The following is a 15,807-nucleotide window of genomic DNA, read 5'->3' on the forward strand; positions in this document are numbered from 1 at the left end:
CCGTCTTGATCGAGGCCGAGTAACTGCGGAAGTCGTGACCCGTCACGATGTCCGGCTTCACGCCGGCGCGGCGGATCAGCGTGCCGAGCCCCATGCCCAGCGCCTGCACGCCCATCAGGTTGATCTCGCGCTCGAACAGCCAGCGCGCGTCGTACTCGCGGAAGCCGGTCGGCTTCACCAGCGGCAGCGACTCGTAATCGTAGGTGTTCGGCGACAGGGCAGGCCGCGGGACGGGGAACATGGGGACCTATGGCGTGAGAAGTCGAACAAGGATGCGGTGGCGGTCGTCCCTCTCCCCGCGCGCGGGGAGAGGGTGTCTCGCCGCAATGCGGCGAGACGGGTGAGGGGGCGTCTCGACGCAGCAGAGACTCTGCGATTCGCGGAAGCGCCCCCTCACCCGGACCGCTTCGCGGTCCGACCTCTCCCCGCAAGCGGGGAGAGGTGAATTGAATCACGCCGCCGCCGTGCTCTCGCCGGCGAGCGCGGCGGAGACGATCGCCTTCGCCTCCGACACGATGGCGTTCAGGTGGACGGCGTTGCGGAAGCTCTCGGCGTAGATCTTGTAGATGTTCTCGGTGCCGGAGGGGCGCGCCGCGAACCAGCCGGCGTCGGTCGTCACCTTGAGGCCGCCGATCGCCGCGCCGTTGCCGGGCGCGTTGGTGAGCTTTGCCGTGATCGGATCGCCGGCGAGTTCGCTCGCCGTCACGGCGGCGGGCGAAAGCTTGCCGAGCCGCGCCTTCTCGTCGGGTGTCGCCGCCGCGTCGATGCGGGTGTAGTGGGGGGCGCCGAACTGCTGCGTCAGCGCCTGGTAGTGCTCGCCCGGATCCTTGCCGGTCACGGCCGTGATCTCGGCGGCGAGCAGATCCATGATCAGGCCGTCCTTGTCGGTCGTCCAGGTCGTGCCGTCGCGGCGCAGGAAGCTCGCGCCGGCGCTCTCCTCGCCGCCGAAGCAGCACGAGCCGTCGACGAGGCCCGGCACGAACCACTTGAAGCCGACCGGCACCTCCGAGAGCTTGCGGCCGAGGCTCGCGACCACCCGGTCGATCATGCTCGACGACACCAGCGTCTTGCCGACGGCCGAGGTCGCCGGCCAGTCCGCGCGATGGGTGAGCAGATACTGGATCGCGACGGCGAGATAGTGGTTCGGGTTCATCAGGCCGACGCCCGGCACCACGATGCCGTGGCGGTCGGCGTCGGTGTCGTTGCCGAAGGCGACCCGGTACTTGTCCTTCAGGCCGACCAGGCTCGCCATCGCGTGCGGGCTCGAGCAGTCCATGCGGATCTTGCCATCGTGATCGACCGTCATGAAGGCGAAGCGGAAGTCGATGGCCTTGTTGACGATGTCGATGTCGAGCCCGTAGCGGGCGTTGATCGGCTCCCAATAGGCGAGCCCGGCGCCGCCGAGCGGATCGACCGCGAGCTTCAGTCCGGCCGCCTTGATGGCCGCCATGTCGACGACCGCCTCGAGGTCGTTCACGTAGGAATGGACGAAGTCGTCCTGCCGGGTCGTGTCGGCGGCCAGCGCGCGCTCGTAGGACACGCGCCTCACGTCGCGATTGCCGTCGCGCAGGAGCGCGTTGGCGCGGTTCTCGATCCACTTGGTCGCGTCGGTGTCGGCCGGGCCGCCGTGCGGCGGATTGTACTTGAAGCCGCCGTCCTCGGGCGGATTGTGCGACGGCGTGATCACGATGCCGTCGGCGAGATGGCCCTTGCGGCCGCGGTTGTAGGCCAGGATGGCGCGCGAGATCACCGGGGTCGGCGTGTAGCCGTCGCCCCGCTGGATGACGGCCGTGACGCCGTTCGCGGCCAGGACCTCGAGGGCGCTCCGCTGGGCCGGGCCGGAGAGCGCGTGCGAGTCCTTGCCCATGAACAGCGGGCCGTCGATTCCCTGCGCCGCCCGGTACTCGCAGATCGCCTGCGAGATCGCGAGGATGTGGGCCTCGTTGAACGAGGACGCGAGCGACGTGCCGCGGTGGCCCGAGGTGCCGAAGGCGACCTTCTGGGTCGCGTCGGAGACGTCCGGGGTGCGCTCGTAATAGGCGCGGTCGAGGCGGTCGAGGTCGACCAGCAGCTCCGCGGGCGGACGCTTGCCGGCGAGGGGCGAAATCGTCATCGGGTGGTCCCTGGTGGGCGCGGACGGGGTCCGGCGGAAATGCCGGCCAATCTACTGCGCCCCGCCCGGTTTGGCACGCCGTTTCGGAACGCGACTCCGGCTGCGCCGCCCGGGCGTCAGCCGGTCGCCGTCGCCGCAGCCGTCGCCGTCCCGGCCCAGCGGGCCTCCAGCTCGGCCACGTCGGTCACGTCGCCGAAGAAGAGATAGAAGTTGATCAGCGCGGCGGCGTGCTCGTCGTCCCGCAGGCTGGCATTGGCGTCGTGCACCATGGTGGTGCGGTAGTTCAGCATCATGGCGTCGCGCGCCGTCGATTCGCAGCACGCATTGGTCATCGTGCCGGCGACCAGCACGGCCTCGATGCGGCGGGCCCGCAGGATGCCGTCGAGATCGGAGGCGCCTTGGATGAAGGCGCTGTAGCGCGTCTTGCCGACGACGAGGTCGCCGTCGCGGACGTCGAGCTCCGACCACAGCGCCGAGCCGGGCGCATGCTCGGCGAGCGCCGCCGCGCGGGCGTCGAAGCGATCCGGCGTGAGCAGCGTGCGATGGAAGTGCGGAATCGTGTGCAGGGCGCCCTCGGTGAAGAGGGTGCGGATCCATACGACGAGCCCGCCGGCGTCGCGCAACGCCCGCGCCAGCCGGTTCACGGCCGGGACGATGGCGCGGGCGGGCGGCGTCTCCCCGCCGGCGCCCGGCGCCATGAAGTGGTTCTGCATGTCGACGACGACCAGCGCGGTCCGCTCGGGCGCGACGTCGCGATGCGCCAGCGCGCAGCCCTGGCGGGCCCGAACACGCTCGACCGCCCAGTCGGGCATCTCGAAGGGGTGCATGACTGCTCTCCATTTGTGCAGCGGTGGCCGCCTTTTCGGCGCTCCCGCCCGGTCGCGCCGGGATCCGGCCGGACCGCGGCGCGTTCGTCCATTGTATACAGCAGACAATCTACCGTGGGCAATCCTGGCATGTCGGTTGCATGGCGGGAAGCGGGGCGCCGCCGCGGGCGCATTCGAGCCAGGAGGCATTCACGATGGGCTGTCGCAAGATCATCTCGGGCGTGCTCTGCGCCGTCGCAATCGGCGTCGCAGCCGTGGTCGCACCGCCGGCCGCCGCGGCCGAGCCGGTGCAGAAGATCAAGTTCATGGAGGTGATCCACTCGCTCTTCTACTCGCCCCTCTACGTCGCCCACGGGCAGGGCTACTTCAAGCAGCAGGGGATCGATTTCGACCTCGTCGCCGCGCAGGGCAGCGACAAGGCGACGGCCGCGCTGCTGTCCGGCGCCGCCGACGTCGTGCTGACCGGCCCCGAGACCGCCGTGTACATCCAGAACGGCCAGTCGCCGGAGAAAATCCGCATCTTCGCCGGCCTGACCGCGACCGACGGCTCGTTCCTGGTGGGCCGCGAGGCGCAGAGCGGCTTCGCCTGGTCGTCGCTCAAGGGCAAGACCATCCTGGGATGGCGCAAGGGCTCCTCGCCGGCGATCTTTCTCGACAAGGTCCTCAAGGACAACGGGCTCGACCCGGACAAGGACGTGACCATCATCACCAACGTCGCCATCCCGGCGCGTCTCGGCGCCTTCATGGCCGGCACGGCGGACTACGGGACCTTCTTCGAGCCCGACGTCACCAAGATCGAGGCCTCCGGCAAGGGGCGGGCGCTCGCCAATGTCGGGGCGGCCGCCGGCAAGATCGACTACACGGTGTTCGCCGCCCGCGAGAGCTATATCAAGGCCAACCCGAAGGTGATCCAGGGCTTCACCGACGCGATCGCCAAGGCCGAGCGCTGGCTGCAGACGGCCGACCCGCAGGAGGCCGCCAAGGTGCTCGCGCCGTACTTCCCCGGCGTCTCCGCCGACGAGCTCGCCGCCTCCGTCGTCCGCCACCGCGACGCCGGCGTCTGGAAGACCACGCCGCTCGTCGCGCCCGAGGCCATCGCGGCGATGCAGGATCTGCTGATCGCCTCCGGCGTTCTCGGCGCCGGCGAGAAGGTCGCCTACGAGAAGATCGTCGATCCTGCCTTCGCGACGGCGGCGAAGTGAGCCGTCCACCGGAGCACGCGATGATCAGCCCGAAGATCGAGTTCCGCAACGTCGGCCTGCGCTACTTCACGCCGAAGGGGGAGACGCAAGCCCTGCACGACATCAGTTTCACGGTCGCGCAGGGCGAGTTCGTCAGCATCGTCGGCCAGTCGGGGTGCGGAAAGAGCACGCTCCTGTCCCTGCTGGCCGGCCTCATCCGGCCGACCGAAGGCGAGGTGCTGATCGACGGCGTGCCGGTCGCCGGCCCGTCGCCGCAGGTCGGCTTCATGCTGCAGCAGGACAGCCTGTTCGAGTGGCGGACCATCGCCGAGAACTGCGTCCTCGGGCCGGAGATCCGCCGTCACGACATGTTCGAGGCGCGGGTGCGGGCCGAGCGGCTGCTCAAGCGCTACGGCCTCGGCGACTTCCTCGACAGCAAGCCGTCGGAGCTCTCCGGCGGCATGCGCCAGCGCGCGGCGCTCGCCCGCACCATGTGCCTGCGGCCCGACATCCTGCTGCTCGACGAGCCGTTCTCGGCGCTCGACTTCCAGACCCGGCTGTCGATCGCCGACGAGATCGGCGGCATCATCCGCACCGAGGACAAGACCGCCATCCTGGTCACCCACGACATCCCGGAGGCGATCGCGATGGCCGACCGGGTGATCGTGCTGAGCCGACGGCCCGGCCGGATCAAGTCGATCCATCCGATCGCCTTCCCGAGCCACGCCGGCGGCCGCCCGGGCAGCTTCGCGGCCCGCGACGCCGCCGAGTTCCCGTCCTATTTCAACACCGTCTGGGAGGAGCTTGAGGTCCATGTCGAGTGACACGTCGATCGCCGCAGCCGCGCTACCGTCGACCGCACCAGCCGACGCGTCGGCGGCGCGGACGGCCGTCCCGCACAGCCGCCAGTATCTCGACTGGCTCGCCGCCCGCCGGCGCGAGAAGCTGCTGATCGTCGCGGCCCAGATCGGGCTCGTCCTCGTCGTCCTGGCCGGCTGGGAGATCGCGCCGCGCCTGCATTGGGTCAATCCGATGCTGACCAGCTACCCGAGCGCCATCTGGACGGCGTTCGTGCAGATGGTGCAGGGCGGCGAGCTCGGCCAGCACATCGTCGTCACGCTGGTCGAGGTGGTGGTCAGCTTCCTGCTCGCGATGGTGCTCGGCACCGCGGTGGCGGTGCTGCTGTGGCTGTCGCCGCGGCTGGAACGGGTGCTCGACCCCTTCCTGGTGGTTCTCAACGCGCTGCCGAAGATCGCCCTGGTGCCGATCTTCTACATCTGGCTCGGGGCCGAAGGCTCGATCTACGCGGTCGCCGTCGCGGTGGCGCTCTTCATCACCATCCTGATGCTGTACACGGGCTTCCGGCAGTCCGATCCGAACAAGATCAAGCTGGCCCGGACCTTCGGGGCGACGCGCGGGCAGATCCTCGCCAAGGTCGTGCTGCCGAGCAATGTCCACACCTTCATCGCGACCCTGAAGGCGAATGCCGGCCTGTCGCTGGTCGGCGTCATCGTCGGCGAGTTCCAGGCCTCGAAGGCGGGGCTCGGCTATCTGATCGTCTACGGCAGCCAGATCTTCCGGATGGACATGGTGATGGCCGCGATCGTCATTCTCGGCTTCATGTCGCTGGCGATCTACGCGCTGATCCAGTGGGCCGAGTTCCGGATCACCCGGCCGGCGAAGCGCGCGAGCGCCGGCTGACGCCGGAGACGAAACCGAGAGCGCCGGCCGAGGCCGGAACCGAAACGAATGAGCGCCGGCCGACGCCGGCCTGCGTCCCGGCCTCGGCCTCCTGTCACGCCTGGGCGGCGGTTCGCCGCCGCCCCATCCCGCCCGAAGCATCGGCCTTTCCAGGTCTCCGAAAATTGTATACAGTAGACGAAAATGGCCACCCTCCTCGCCGATCCGATGTTGTCCGATCTCGTCGCCCGCTGGGGGGTCGCCAGCGTGCTGGTCCTGGTCGGCGCCTGCATGCAGGGGGTGAGCGGCGTCGGCTTCGGCGTGTTCGCCGCTCCCATCCTGGCGATCATCGATCCGGAGCTGGTGCCGGGTCCGATGCTGTTCCTCGGTCTGGTCATCGCCGTGCTGGCGGTCCGGCGCGAGCGCTCCGGCCTCGACACCAAGGGAATCGGCTTCGCCATGCTGGGCCGGGTGCCGGCCTCGATCGCCGCGGCGCTCGCGATGAGCATCCTGCCGGTGCGCGAGATCTCGATCATGTTCGCGCTGCTGATCCTGGCCGGCGTCGCCATCAGCCTCGCGCGGTTCGAGCCGCGGATCTCGCCCGCCACCATGTTCGGCGCCGGCTGCCTGTCCGGCTTCATGGGGACCATCACGTCGGTCGGCACCCCGCCGATCGCGCTGATGTACCAGAACGCCCCGAAGCCGACGCTGCGGGCCTCGCTCGGCGGCTTCCTGTTCCTCGGCTCGCTCACCTCGATCGTGGCGCTCTCGTTCACGGGCCGGTTCGGCGTGCACGACGTGGTGCTCGGCACGTGGCTGATCGCGCCGCTGTGGCTCGGCTTCTGGCTTTCCACCCCGCTGACCCGGAGACTGCCGGGCCGGACGGTCCGGCTCGCCGTGCTCGGCCTCTCAGCTCTCGCGGCGCTCCTGCTTCTTGTCCGCCAGCTCGTCGGCTGATCCGGGGGCGGGGCCGGCCGCCCCGGCCGCCTGCAGCTGCGTCTCCCCGGCCCCCAGCACGTGAGCCATGGCGAGCTTCGCGGCGAGCTCCTCGTCGCCGTCGACGATCGCCTGCAGGATGCCGGCGTGCTCCTGCCAGCTCACCGCCTGGCGGTCGGGGTCGTCGGGCGAGAACAGCAGGGCGCTGCGGGCCCGCAGCGAATCCAAAAGCTCGAACAGCAACTTGTTGCGGCCGGCCTCGGCCAGGGCGCGGTGGAACTGCTCGTTCAGCTCGCGCAGGCCCCGCCGCCGGCCGCTCGTCAGGGCCGATCGGCCGCGCGCCAGGATCGCCTCGGCGTTCTTCAGCGTCACCGGGTTCCGGTTGCGGGCGGCGAGCCGCGCATTGTGCGACTCGAGCAGAGCGCGGATTTCGATGATCTCGCGGACCTTCTCGGGCGCCAGATCGGCGACCTGGGCGCCGCGCCGGCTCGACACGTCGACGAGCCCGTCCGCGTTCAGCGCCCGGATCGCCTCGCGGATCGGATTGCGCGAGACGCCGTACTCCTCGGCGAGCCGCTCCTCGACCAGACGCTCGCCGGGTTTCAGCCGGCCGTCCACGATCGCGCTCCTGATCTCCTGGTAGATCAGGTTGTGGAGCGAATCATGCTGCTCGCCGAGCCGCTTGCCGCCCGTCCGATTGTCTCTGGCCATGGCTGTCTCTCGCATCGTCTTGCGAGACTACGCCCGGACGGCCGGTCCGGTCGAGCACAGCTCGTTCATTGTCTACAATTCCGCCGGCTCGGGCCGGGGCCGTGCCGGGCGCGTGCCGCGCCGCATCACGGGCGAGGCGGTGCCTCGCCTATCTCTCGATCGTCAGCCGGCCGTGGCGGTGCTCGAAGCGCACCCGCGACAGGTACGACATGCCGAGCAGGTTCTCCGACAGGGCGCCGTCGGGCAGCACCAGGGCGGCGACGTCGTGGACCACGATGCCGCCGACATCGACCCGGCCGATCCGGGTCGGCGCCGCCATCACGGTGCCGTTGGCGGTCGACACCCGGGCCGTGAACTCGGCGGCCCGCGGCCGCACGCCGAGCCGGGCGGCGTCGCTCGCCTTGAGGGCGATCACCGAGGCGCCGGTATCGACCAGGAACGAGAGGCGGACGCCGTCCAGATAGGCGGTGGTCTGGAAGTGGCCGCGCGCGTCCTTCAGGAGCGTCAGGGTCCCGCCGCCGGAGTCCGGCGGAGCGGCGGCTTTCGTCGGCGCGGCCGGGGCCGGATTGGCGGTGGCGTCGAGATAGAGCTTCGGCACCGTGGCGGCGAGCGCCAGCGCCAGGAGCGCGAAGACGATGATGCTGCGCATCGGCGGCGAACCCCGGAAGATGTCCGGGACCGACTGAAGCACGCCGCGGTGATCGGTGGACTAACGTCGCCGCGGCGTCTGGCGCGATGGCAAACGGCGGGTTGCCGTCGGTCCGACGATCTTACCGATCGGCCTTCTCGAACAACCCGGCCCGCTTCAGTGCCTCACGGCCTGGGATGCCTCGGCCAGGGCACGGGCGGTCTCGGCCGCCGTCGCGGCGGCGTCCCGGCGCGCCGGGGCGTCGGCGCGGCCGGCCGCCTCGGCGCGGGCGACGTAGCGCAGGCACTGCTGCTCGGCGTCGTAGCCGAGCAGGATGCCCAGCATGAAGTCGTGTTCGGCCGAGAGGTCGCACAGCGGCCCGGACATGAACCGCTTGACCGCCGTGACGGCGGCCGGGCGGCCGAACACCACGTTGAAGCGCGACCGGCAGGCCGCGTGGACGTGATGGGCGACGCCCGACGCCACCAGCCGCTCGACGATCGGCGTCACCGCCTCGGCATTGACCGTCATCAGCACCAGGGGCCGCATCCCCTTCGACAGCTCGTAGAGGTGATGGCGGAAGATGCCGAGCGTGGCGCTCAGAGAAGCTGGCTGATCCATGCCGTGATCCTCTTGTCGGATTTCGACGATTCACCGTCCTCGTCGAGCGCCAGCCCGACGAACTTGCCGTCCCGTTCGGCCTTCGAGGCCGTGTAGTCGTAGCCGGCCGTCGCGGTGAAGCCGACCACGATCGCCCCTTTGGCGACCACCTGGTCGTAGAGCAGGCCCATCGCGTCGACGAAGCTGTCGGGATAGCTCGCCTGGTCGCCGGTGCCGAACAGGGCGACCTTCTTGCCGGCCAGGTTCGCGGCGGCGAGCTTGTCGAGCCCGCCGAACTCCCAGTCGGTCTGCAGGTCGCCCGCCCCGTAGGTCGGCGAGCCGAGGATGAGGAGGCTGCAGGTCTCGAAATCCGCCGTGGTCGCCTGGGCGACGTCGATCGCCTTGCCCTGGACACGCTTGGCGATGCGCGAGGCGACCGCGCGCGTGGCGCCGGCGTCCGATCCGTAAATCACGTTCACGCTCATGGTCCCACACTCATGGGGTCGGGCCTTCGACGGGGGTCGGACAACAGGGCCCCGGCCGAGCCATGATCGGCGGCGGGGCGTGCACGTACCGGAGTACGGCCGGACGCTAGCGCGCGACTTTGCCTCGCGTAAACAAGAATTGCGTATCGATGCAGTAGATTAGAGAAATGACAGTGTTGGAAGAGAGATTAGTTTTCTTTCGATGTCGTATAAAGAAGACGTTCGCGATTTTAGCAACGCTTTGATGGGGCGCGACGATCGGGCCTGTCTCGAACCGCTCCGGATTTTGATCGTTTCGAAAGTGAACAATCCTGTTGGGATTGTCCGAAGATCGACGCGCCGCCCGTCGGGGCGGGACGCGCAAATGGCCGCAGGTCGGCCCGAGGAGGCCGCCATGCTTTGCCTCGTCGCGCCGCGCCCCCTACGATGGCGACCGCACCGGGTCTCGCGGGCGAGCCCGGCGCCCGGACTTGGAAGGACCGCTGCCGCAATGACCGCGACGACTGTGACGAAGACCCCGGCCGCTCCGAGCGCGGTCGACCTCGGGGCACTGCCCGAGTGGAACCTCGCCGACCTCTATCCCGGCATCGACTCGGCCGAGGTGAAGCGCGACCTCGATCGCGCCCGCACCGGCTGCGTCGCCTTCGAGGAGGCGTTCAAGGGCCGGCTTGCGACGCTCGCCGCCCAGCCCGACGCCGGGAAGGCGCTCGCCGACGCGATCAAGCAGCTCGAAGGCCTCGACGACCTGCTCGGCCGCCTGATCTCCTATGCGAGCCTCGTCCATGCCGGCGACACCACGGATCCGGTGCGGGCCAAGTTCTACGGCGACGTCCAGGACCAGATCACGGCCGCCTCGTCGCATCTCCTGTTCTTCGCGCTCGAGCTGAACCGCATCGACGACGCGCTGCTCGAGACCGCCATGCAGGACCCGGCGCTCGGCCACTACCGGCCGTTCATCACGGATGTGCGCAAGGAGAAGCCGTATCAGCTCGAGGACCGGGTCGAGCAGCTCTTCCACGAGAAGTCGGTGACCGGCTACGCGGCCTGGAACCGGCTGTTCGACGAGACCATCGCGGGGCTGCGCTTCTCCGTGCAGGGCAAGGCGCTGCCGCTCGAGCCGACGCTGACGCTCCTGCAGAACCCGAGCGAGACGGTGCGCCGCAAGGCCGCCGAGGCGCTGGCCGAGACGTTCGGCAAGAACCTGCGCACCTTCACGCTGATCACCAACACGCTCGCCAAGGACAAGGAGATCTCCGACCGCTGGCGCGGGTTCGCGGACATCGCCGACTCGCGGCATCTCGCCAATCGGGTCGAGCGCGAGGTGGTGGAGGCGCTGGTCGCTGCCGTGCGGGAAAACTATCCGCGGCTGTCGCACCGCTACTACGCCCTGAAGGCGAAGTGGTTCAAGAAGGAGCGCCTCGCCCACTGGGACCGCAACGCGCCGCTGCCCAAGGTGGCGACGCCGACGATTCCCTGGGACGAGGCGAAGGATGCCGTGCTGTCGGCCTACGGCCAGTTCTCGCCGCGCATGGCCGAGATCGCCGGGCGCTTCTTCACCGATCGCTGGATCGATGCGCCGACGCGGCCCGGCAAGGCGCCGGGCGCCTTCGCGCATCCGACCGTGCCGTCGGCGCACCCCTATGTGCTCCTCAACTATCAGGGCAAGACGCGCGACGTGATGACGCTCGCCCACGAGCTCGGCCACGGCGTGCATCAGGTGCTCGCGGCGAAGAACGGCCCGCTGATGGCGCCGACCCCGCTGACGCTCGCCGAGACGGCGAGCGTGTTCGGCGAGATGCTCACCTTCCGCAAGCTGCTCGATGCCATCACGGACAAGAAGCGCCGCCGCGCCATGCTGGCCGGCAAGGTCGAGGACATGCTCAACACGGTGGTGCGGCAGATCGCGTTCTACACGTTCGAGCGCGACATCCACACCGAGCGCCGCGAGGGCGAGCTGACCGCCGACCGCATCGGCGAGATCTGGATGAAGGTGCAGTCCGAGAGCCTCGGCCCGGCGATCGAGCTGAAGCCCGGCTACGAGACCTTCTGGGCCTATATCGGCCACTTCGTCCACGCGCCGTTCTACGTCTACGCCTACGCGTTCGGCGACTGCCTGGTGAACGCCCTCTACGCCGTCTACGAGAACGCCCACGAGGGCTTCGCCGAGCGCTATCTCGACATGCTGGCGGCCGGCGGCACCAAGCCGCATGCCGAGCTGCTCGCGCCGTTCGGCCTCGATGCCCGCGACCCCGGCTTCTGGCAGGGCGGCCTCGGCCTGATCGCCAGCATGATCGACGAGCTGGAGGCGATGGAGGGGAAGTAGGGCGGGTCGACGCAGAGAGTTCGTCGTCCCGGGGCGGCGCTTCGGCGCCGCGCCCGGGACCCATACGCCCTGTACATCGTGAGCCATCAGCACCGGGGCTATGGATCCCGGGCTCGCGAACCTGCGGTTCGCGCCCCGGGATGACCGGGCTTCAATGCATCCGCGGCATCCGCAGGAAGCGCTGGCGGTCGCCCGAGGTGACGCGCAGGGCCAGCATGCGGCCGTCGCGCTGGACCGTGATCGGCACCTCGACGCCGGCGGCCCCGAGCGACCAGATGCGCTTGAACAGCGCCGCGAGCGTGTCGACCGAGTCGTCGGCGACCGAGAGCAACACGTCGCCGGCGCGCAGGTCGGCCCGCTGCGCCGGGCTGTCCTTCGCCACCCCGACGACCACCAGCTTGTCCTCCAGCTCGGTGACGTAGACGCCGAGCCACGGTCGCGCCGGCCGGTTCGGCCGGCCGTGGCGGAGCAGGTCGTCGAGCACGGGGGTGAGCAGGTCGATCGGCACGATCATGTTGACGTGGAACACGGTGTCCGGGTCGCGCCGCTGCTCCAGATGCAGCGAGCCGATGCCGACCAGCTCGCCGGCCGCGTTGATCAGCCCGGTGCCGCCCCAGTTGGGATGCGCCGGCGCCGTGAAGATGGCGTCGTCGAGCACGTACTCCCAGTAGCCGGCGAACTCCTGGCGGGCGACGATGCGGGCCGCGACGGCGCGGTGGCGGCCGCCGGCGGCGGCCAGGATCGCGTGCTCGCCGACCAGCAGGTCGGCCGATTTGCCGAGCGGCAGCACCGGCAGATCGAGCCGGCCGAGCGCCTGGACCAGTCCGAAGCCGGTCTCGTGATCGAAGGCGAGCGGATGGCCCGGCACCACGCGGCCGTCGATGGTGCGCAGCCACACCGCCTCGGCTTCGGTGATCAGGTAGCCGATGGTGAGCACGAGGCCGCGGTCGCCGATGACGACGCCGTGGCCGGCCCGCTCGGTGCCGAGCGTCTCGGCCGTGGTGGCGTCGGCCGGCACCTCGGCGCGCAGCGACACGACGGCGGACAGCGCCTGGTCGAGATCGAACTTGTAGCCCTCCGCCTTCGGCTGTGCGGCCGGCGGAATCTTCCAGTCCCCGGAGGACGGCATCGGCATCTCCCCTGAGCGATGCCGAAGGCATCGCCGGGCGCGCCCGGCGAGGCGCTCCCGCGCCAGATTTAGAGAGCCCGGACAGAGAGGACAATAAGCGGGCGCGCGGATCGCCATGCGCGATCGTCGCGTCCGGTCGGCCGGACGACCGTCGGCACGACGACTCTCGGCACGACCATCCGGTGCACCGCGATCCGGCGCGGGACGGCGCGGCGCGTCAGCGCGCGGCGAGCGCCGTGGCGATCGCCTCGATGCGGTTGCGCGAGTAGCTCGGCAGCCCGGCGCTGATCGACGTGCCGGTGTTGAACGAAGAGTTGCCGGCGAGCACCTGGGCCGGGACCATGTTGCGCAGCACCGGGACGCCTTCGAGCTCCTTGCGCTTCTCGAACAGGTCGCTCTCGACGGCGAGTGCCACGAACATCGAGGCGATGGTGCGGTTCGGGTCGGCCGGGCTCGGCTGCAGCACGGCCAGGACCTTGCCGAACTGCATCACCTGGTTGACGTGCACGATGGTCTGCTCGAGCGCCGCCGCGACCGGCGTGTCGACGCCGGTCAGCGCCGCCACGGCGGCCTGGTCGATGTCGGCCGGCGGGACGATCCGCACCTCGCTCTGGAACTCCAGGTGGTCGGCGATCTGCTTGCCGGAGTCGCGCAGCTTGTTGAGCAGCATGATGGCGGCCGGCAGCTTGCCCTCGAACTGGTAGCGCGACTGGACGCAGATCGTCGTGGTCGGGCTCTCGCACCAGCGGCGGTCGGGGTTGTGGGCGGACAGCCGCGCGTCCTTGTTGGGCACCACGGCGTCCGGGCCGATCAGCCGATGCTTGATGGCCGGGTCCATCTTCTCCAGTGTCGGCAGCGTGACGAACCGGGTCAGGTCGACGCTGGCCGGCGGCCGGGCGAGCTCGAGCTTCGCCTCGGCGACATACATGTGCAGCTTGCGCTTGAACGTCTTGCTGACGCCGTTGACGGTCGCCGTGACGCTCGGCTCCTCGTAGGCCGGATAGAGCGCGAGCAGGCGCTTCTGCTGCGGCCGGGCTTTGGCCCAGTCGGAGAAGCGGATCAGCCCGGTCTTCGGGTCGACCAGGCTGTCGTCGCGGTGGTCCGTGAAGGCGATGGTGCCGGCCGGCAGCGAGCCCGGCGCGACCTTGGCGATGTCCGGCACCTCCTGGAGGCGGAAGCCGGCCGCCGCGGCCCCCCCGACCGCGAGGCAGAGCGCGGCCGCCGCCAGGGTCGGAACGAGAGGGCGCGCCGGAACGAGACGCTTCGCCGTCATCGAGGTGCTCACGGGATCGCTTCTCACCACTCACCAATACCTGTCGCGGTCGGCGTAGGGGTACTGCGGGTCGACCCGCTGGGCCGGATAGTCGCGGCCATAGTAGCGCGGTTCGGCGCTGCGGCCGAGCTGGCCGAACAGCCCGCCCGGCACCTGCGCCGGCGGCCGCACGCCCTGGCCGTAGGGCGAGCCGTACGGCGTGCCATAGGGCTGCGGACGCTGGTAGGGGTTCTGCTGTTGCCAGCCGAACGGGAAGCCCTGGAAGAAGCCGCCGCCCCCGCCCCAACCGCCGCCGCCGTAGCCGCCGCCATAGGGGCTGCCGCCGGTGCCGTAGCCGTAGAGCTCGCCGTCGTAGGGATCGCGATAGCCCTGGCTCGCGACGTCGTAGGACGACACCATCTGGTGCTGGGTGTCGGCGACCTCGCCGGAGCGGTCGACCCGGAACCACTCGCTGAAGGCGCCGGCCGTGCTCTGCGGCAGGCGGGTGCCGCTGCGCAGGTCGATCGGCAACGCGATCAGGCTCTTCTGCGCCTCGCGCGAGGGCGGGGCGAGCGGCGTCTTCTTGGCGACCTTGGCCCACACCTGGTCCATGATGGCGGCGAAGATCGGCACCGCCACCGAGCCGCCGGTCTGGCCGGAGCCGAGCGTGCGGCGCTTGCCGTCGGCGTTGTCGTAGCCGACCCACACGGCGATCGTGACGTCGTTGGAGAAGCCGACGAACCAGGCGTCGTTCTCGTCGTCGCTGGTGCCGGTCTTGCCGGCCACATAGGGAGATAGGCTCGCGTAAGCTCGCGCGGTGCCGCGTGAAAGAACGCCCTGCAGCATGCTCTCGAGCTGGACGAAGGCGGCGCGGTCGCCGCCGGCGAGCGTGCGCAGCTCGCCCTTGTGGCGGTAGACGGTCTTGCCCTGCTCCTCGACCTCCTCGACCGCGTAGGGCTCCGGCCGTTGGCCTTCGTTCGCCACCGCGGCGTAGAAGGCGGCGAGGTCGATGAGCCGCACCGGCTGGGCGCCGAGCACGAACGGGTAGTAGCCGACGCAGTCGCGATAGACCTGCGCCTCGAGCGCCAGCTCGCAGACCTTGGCGAGGCTCTGGCTCGGGTCGGACGAGATGCCGCCGTCGAGCAGCTGCGCGGTGACGAGGTTCTTGGAGTATTCGAGGCCGAGCCGCAGCGTCAGGATGCCGGAGCCGCCGCCCGAGTAGTTCTTCGGCGTCCAGTAGTCGCGCTCGCGGGTCGCCGCCGAGGTGCCGCCGATCGGCGGCAGGGTGATCGGCTCGTCGCGCACCAGCGTGTTGGGCTGCAGGCCCTTGTGGAGCGCCGCCAGATAGGTGAACGGCTTGAACGCCGAGCCGGGCTGGCGGCTGGTCTGCGTCGTGCGGTTGATCTGGCTGAGCGGATAGGAGAAGCCGCCCGCCATCGCGAGGATGCGGCCGGTCTTGTTCTCCAGCACCAGGGCGGCGCCCTGCACGGTCGGGCGGATGCGCAGATCGGCGCGGGCGCCCTTCTTGCCGTCGCTCGCCTTCACGTAGACGACGTCGTGGAGCGAAAGCGCCCGGCGCGCCTGCGCCGTCACGTTCGACAGCGGCAGCACGCGGCCGTCGGTCAGGCCGACCCGGATCTCGGGACCGGTCTGCACCACCACGGCGGGGCTCCAGTGCACGTCGTAGAGCGGCATGCGGGCGTTCTTGAGCGCCTCCAGCCAGGGCACGGCGGGCGCGGGCGGCGCCGGCGAAGCAGTCTGTGCGGGCGCGGTGGGCTTGGCGGCCGGCTTGGCCTTGGCCTTCTTGCCGCGCGCCTGCTGGGGCGGCGGAGCGGGCTCGGCCGCGGGCTCCGGCGTCGTCGCGGCCGGCGGGGCGGGCGTCGGCACGGTCGTCGCGGCCGCCGTGGTGTCGGCGGCGGCCCGCGCCGCCTGGAGCTTCTGG

At 70.3% G+C, this 15,807-nt stretch carries 14 protein-coding genes and 1 pseudogene; 5 read left to right on the forward strand and 10 right to left on the reverse strand.

Annotated elements, in window-relative coordinates:
* From CCR97_RS25955 to CCR97_RS25965, 3 genes and pseudogenes are all read right to left on the reverse strand, one after another.
* Positions 1 to 241: pseudogene (locus CCR97_RS25955) on the reverse strand (phosphomannomutase/phosphoglucomutase); the annotation flags it as partial.
* Positions 242 to 451: 210 nt separating this feature from the next.
* Positions 452 to 2,113 carry a phosphoglucomutase (alpha-D-glucose-1,6-bisphosphate-dependent) gene (gene pgm / locus CCR97_RS25960; RefSeq protein WP_111358714.1) on the reverse strand — a complete coding sequence of 554 codons (1,662 nt, stop codon included), beginning with the start codon at positions 2,111 to 2,113 and terminating at the stop codon, positions 452 to 454.
* 116 nt (positions 2,114 to 2,229) lie between these two features.
* Complete coding sequence (locus CCR97_RS25965; RefSeq protein ID WP_111358713.1) at positions 2,230 to 2,940, reverse strand: cysteine hydrolase family protein; 711 nt, start codon at positions 2,938 to 2,940, stop codon at positions 2,230 to 2,232.
* A gap of 194 nt (positions 2,941 to 3,134) precedes the next feature.
* Here CCR97_RS25965 and CCR97_RS25970 point away from each other — a divergent pair, with 194 nt between their 5' ends.
* The 4 genes from CCR97_RS25970 (at position 3,135) to CCR97_RS25985 (ending at position 6,758) form a co-directional block, all read left to right on the forward strand.
* Complete coding sequence (locus CCR97_RS25970) at positions 3,135 to 4,142, forward strand: ABC transporter substrate-binding protein (protein ID WP_244670670.1); 1,008 nt, start codon at positions 3,135 to 3,137, stop codon at positions 4,140 to 4,142.
* Positions 4,143 to 4,162: 20 nt separating this feature from the next.
* The gene (locus CCR97_RS25975; RefSeq protein ID WP_111358712.1) at positions 4,163 to 4,945 is read left to right on the forward strand and encodes an ABC transporter ATP-binding protein; all 783 of its coding nucleotides are present in this window, start codon (positions 4,163 to 4,165) and stop codon (positions 4,943 to 4,945) included.
* Positions 4,935 to 5,822, forward strand: coding sequence for an ABC transporter permease (locus CCR97_RS25980; RefSeq protein ID WP_111358711.1), 888 nt, complete (start codon positions 4,935 to 4,937; stop codon positions 5,820 to 5,822). The genes CCR97_RS25975 and CCR97_RS25980 overlap by 11 nt, the downstream gene beginning before the upstream one ends.
* Positions 5,823 to 6,005: 183 nt before the next feature.
* Positions 6,006 to 6,758, forward strand: coding sequence for a sulfite exporter TauE/SafE family protein (locus CCR97_RS25985; RefSeq protein ID WP_244670671.1), 753 nt, complete (start codon positions 6,006 to 6,008; stop codon positions 6,756 to 6,758).
* On the opposite strand, the gene CCR97_RS25990 is transcribed toward CCR97_RS25985, so the two are convergent.
* From CCR97_RS25990 to fldA, 4 genes are all read right to left on the reverse strand, one after another.
* On the reverse strand, positions 6,711 to 7,448 hold the full coding sequence (locus tag CCR97_RS25990; RefSeq protein WP_111358710.1) for a GntR family transcriptional regulator: 738 nt from the start codon (positions 7,446 to 7,448) through the stop codon (positions 6,711 to 6,713). The genes CCR97_RS25985 and CCR97_RS25990 overlap by 48 nt on opposite strands.
* A 148-nt stretch (positions 7,449 to 7,596) precedes the next feature.
* The gene (locus CCR97_RS25995; RefSeq protein ID WP_111358715.1) at positions 7,597 to 8,097 is read right to left on the reverse strand and encodes a retropepsin-like aspartic protease family protein; all 501 of its coding nucleotides are present in this window, start codon (positions 8,095 to 8,097) and stop codon (positions 7,597 to 7,599) included.
* A gap of 156 nt (positions 8,098 to 8,253) precedes the next feature.
* A complete protein-coding gene (locus tag CCR97_RS26000) occupies positions 8,254 to 8,697 on the reverse strand; it encodes a DUF2023 family protein (protein ID WP_201160013.1) in 444 nt (147 codons plus the stop codon).
* A complete protein-coding gene (gene fldA, locus CCR97_RS26005) occupies positions 8,676 to 9,161 on the reverse strand; it encodes a flavodoxin FldA (RefSeq protein WP_111360128.1) in 486 nt (161 codons plus the stop codon). Before fldA ends, CCR97_RS26000 begins: the two co-directional genes overlap by 22 nt.
* 490 nt (positions 9,162 to 9,651) lie before the next feature.
* Between fldA and CCR97_RS26010 the strand changes: the two genes are divergently transcribed.
* A complete protein-coding gene (locus CCR97_RS26010; RefSeq protein ID WP_111360129.1) occupies positions 9,652 to 11,484 on the forward strand; it encodes a M3 family oligoendopeptidase in 1,833 nt (610 codons plus the stop codon).
* Between the two features lie 151 nt (positions 11,485 to 11,635).
* Here the strand turns inward: CCR97_RS26010 and CCR97_RS26015 are convergent, their stop codons facing one another.
* The 3 genes from CCR97_RS26015 to CCR97_RS26025 form a co-directional block, all read right to left on the reverse strand.
* Positions 11,636 to 12,613 carry a S1C family serine protease gene (locus CCR97_RS26015; RefSeq protein ID WP_111359871.1) on the reverse strand — a complete coding sequence of 326 codons (978 nt, stop codon included), beginning with the start codon at positions 12,611 to 12,613 and terminating at the stop codon, positions 11,636 to 11,638.
* 217 nt (positions 12,614 to 12,830) lie between these two features.
* Positions 12,831 to 13,898 carry a hypothetical protein gene (locus tag CCR97_RS26020; RefSeq protein ID WP_201160014.1) on the reverse strand — a complete coding sequence of 356 codons (1,068 nt, stop codon included), beginning with the start codon at positions 13,896 to 13,898 and terminating at the stop codon, positions 12,831 to 12,833.
* Positions 13,899 to 13,916: 18 nt separating this feature from the next.
* On the reverse strand, positions 13,917 to 15,807 hold a 1,891-nt coding region (locus tag CCR97_RS26025), incomplete at its 5' end, for a penicillin-binding transpeptidase domain-containing protein (protein WP_274611558.1).

The sequence above is a fragment of the Rhodoplanes elegans genome (assembly GCF_016653355.1).
Lineage (GTDB): Bacteria > Pseudomonadota > Alphaproteobacteria > Rhizobiales > Xanthobacteraceae > Rhodoplanes > Rhodoplanes elegans.

Bases quoted from the DNA above. Each gene is read 5' to 3' on its own strand.
- pgm (WP_111358714.1), bottom strand. From the start codon at position 2,113: ATGACGATTTCGCCCCTCGCCGGCAAGCGTCCGCCCGCGGAGCTGCTG.
- CCR97_RS25965 (WP_111358713.1), bottom strand. From the start codon at position 2,940: ATGCACCCCTTCGAGATGCCCGACTGGGCGGTCGAGCGTGTTCGGGCC.
- CCR97_RS25970 (WP_244670670.1), top strand. From the start codon at position 3,135: ATGGGCTGTCGCAAGATCATCTCGGGCGTGCTCTGCGCCGTCGCAATC.
- CCR97_RS25975 (WP_111358712.1), top strand. From the start codon at position 4,163: ATGATCAGCCCGAAGATCGAGTTCCGCAACGTCGGCCTGCGCTACTTC.
- CCR97_RS25980 (WP_111358711.1), top strand. From the start codon at position 4,935: ATGTCGAGTGACACGTCGATCGCCGCAGCCGCGCTACCGTCGACCGCA.
- CCR97_RS25985 (WP_244670671.1), top strand. From the start codon at position 6,006: ATGGCCACCCTCCTCGCCGATCCGATGTTGTCCGATCTCGTCGCCCGC.
- CCR97_RS25990 (WP_111358710.1), bottom strand. From the start codon at position 7,448: ATGGCCAGAGACAATCGGACGGGCGGCAAGCGGCTCGGCGAGCAGCAT.
- CCR97_RS25995 (WP_111358715.1), bottom strand. From the start codon at position 8,097: ATGCGCAGCATCATCGTCTTCGCGCTCCTGGCGCTGGCGCTCGCCGCC.
- CCR97_RS26000 (WP_201160013.1), bottom strand. From the start codon at position 8,697: ATGGATCAGCCAGCTTCTCTGAGCGCCACGCTCGGCATCTTCCGCCAT.
- fldA (WP_111360128.1), bottom strand. From the start codon at position 9,161: ATGAGCGTGAACGTGATTTACGGATCGGACGCCGGCGCCACGCGCGCG.
- CCR97_RS26010 (WP_111360129.1), top strand. From the start codon at position 9,652: ATGACCGCGACGACTGTGACGAAGACCCCGGCCGCTCCGAGCGCGGTC.
- CCR97_RS26015 (WP_111359871.1), bottom strand. From the start codon at position 12,613: ATGCCGTCCTCCGGGGACTGGAAGATTCCGCCGGCCGCACAGCCGAAG.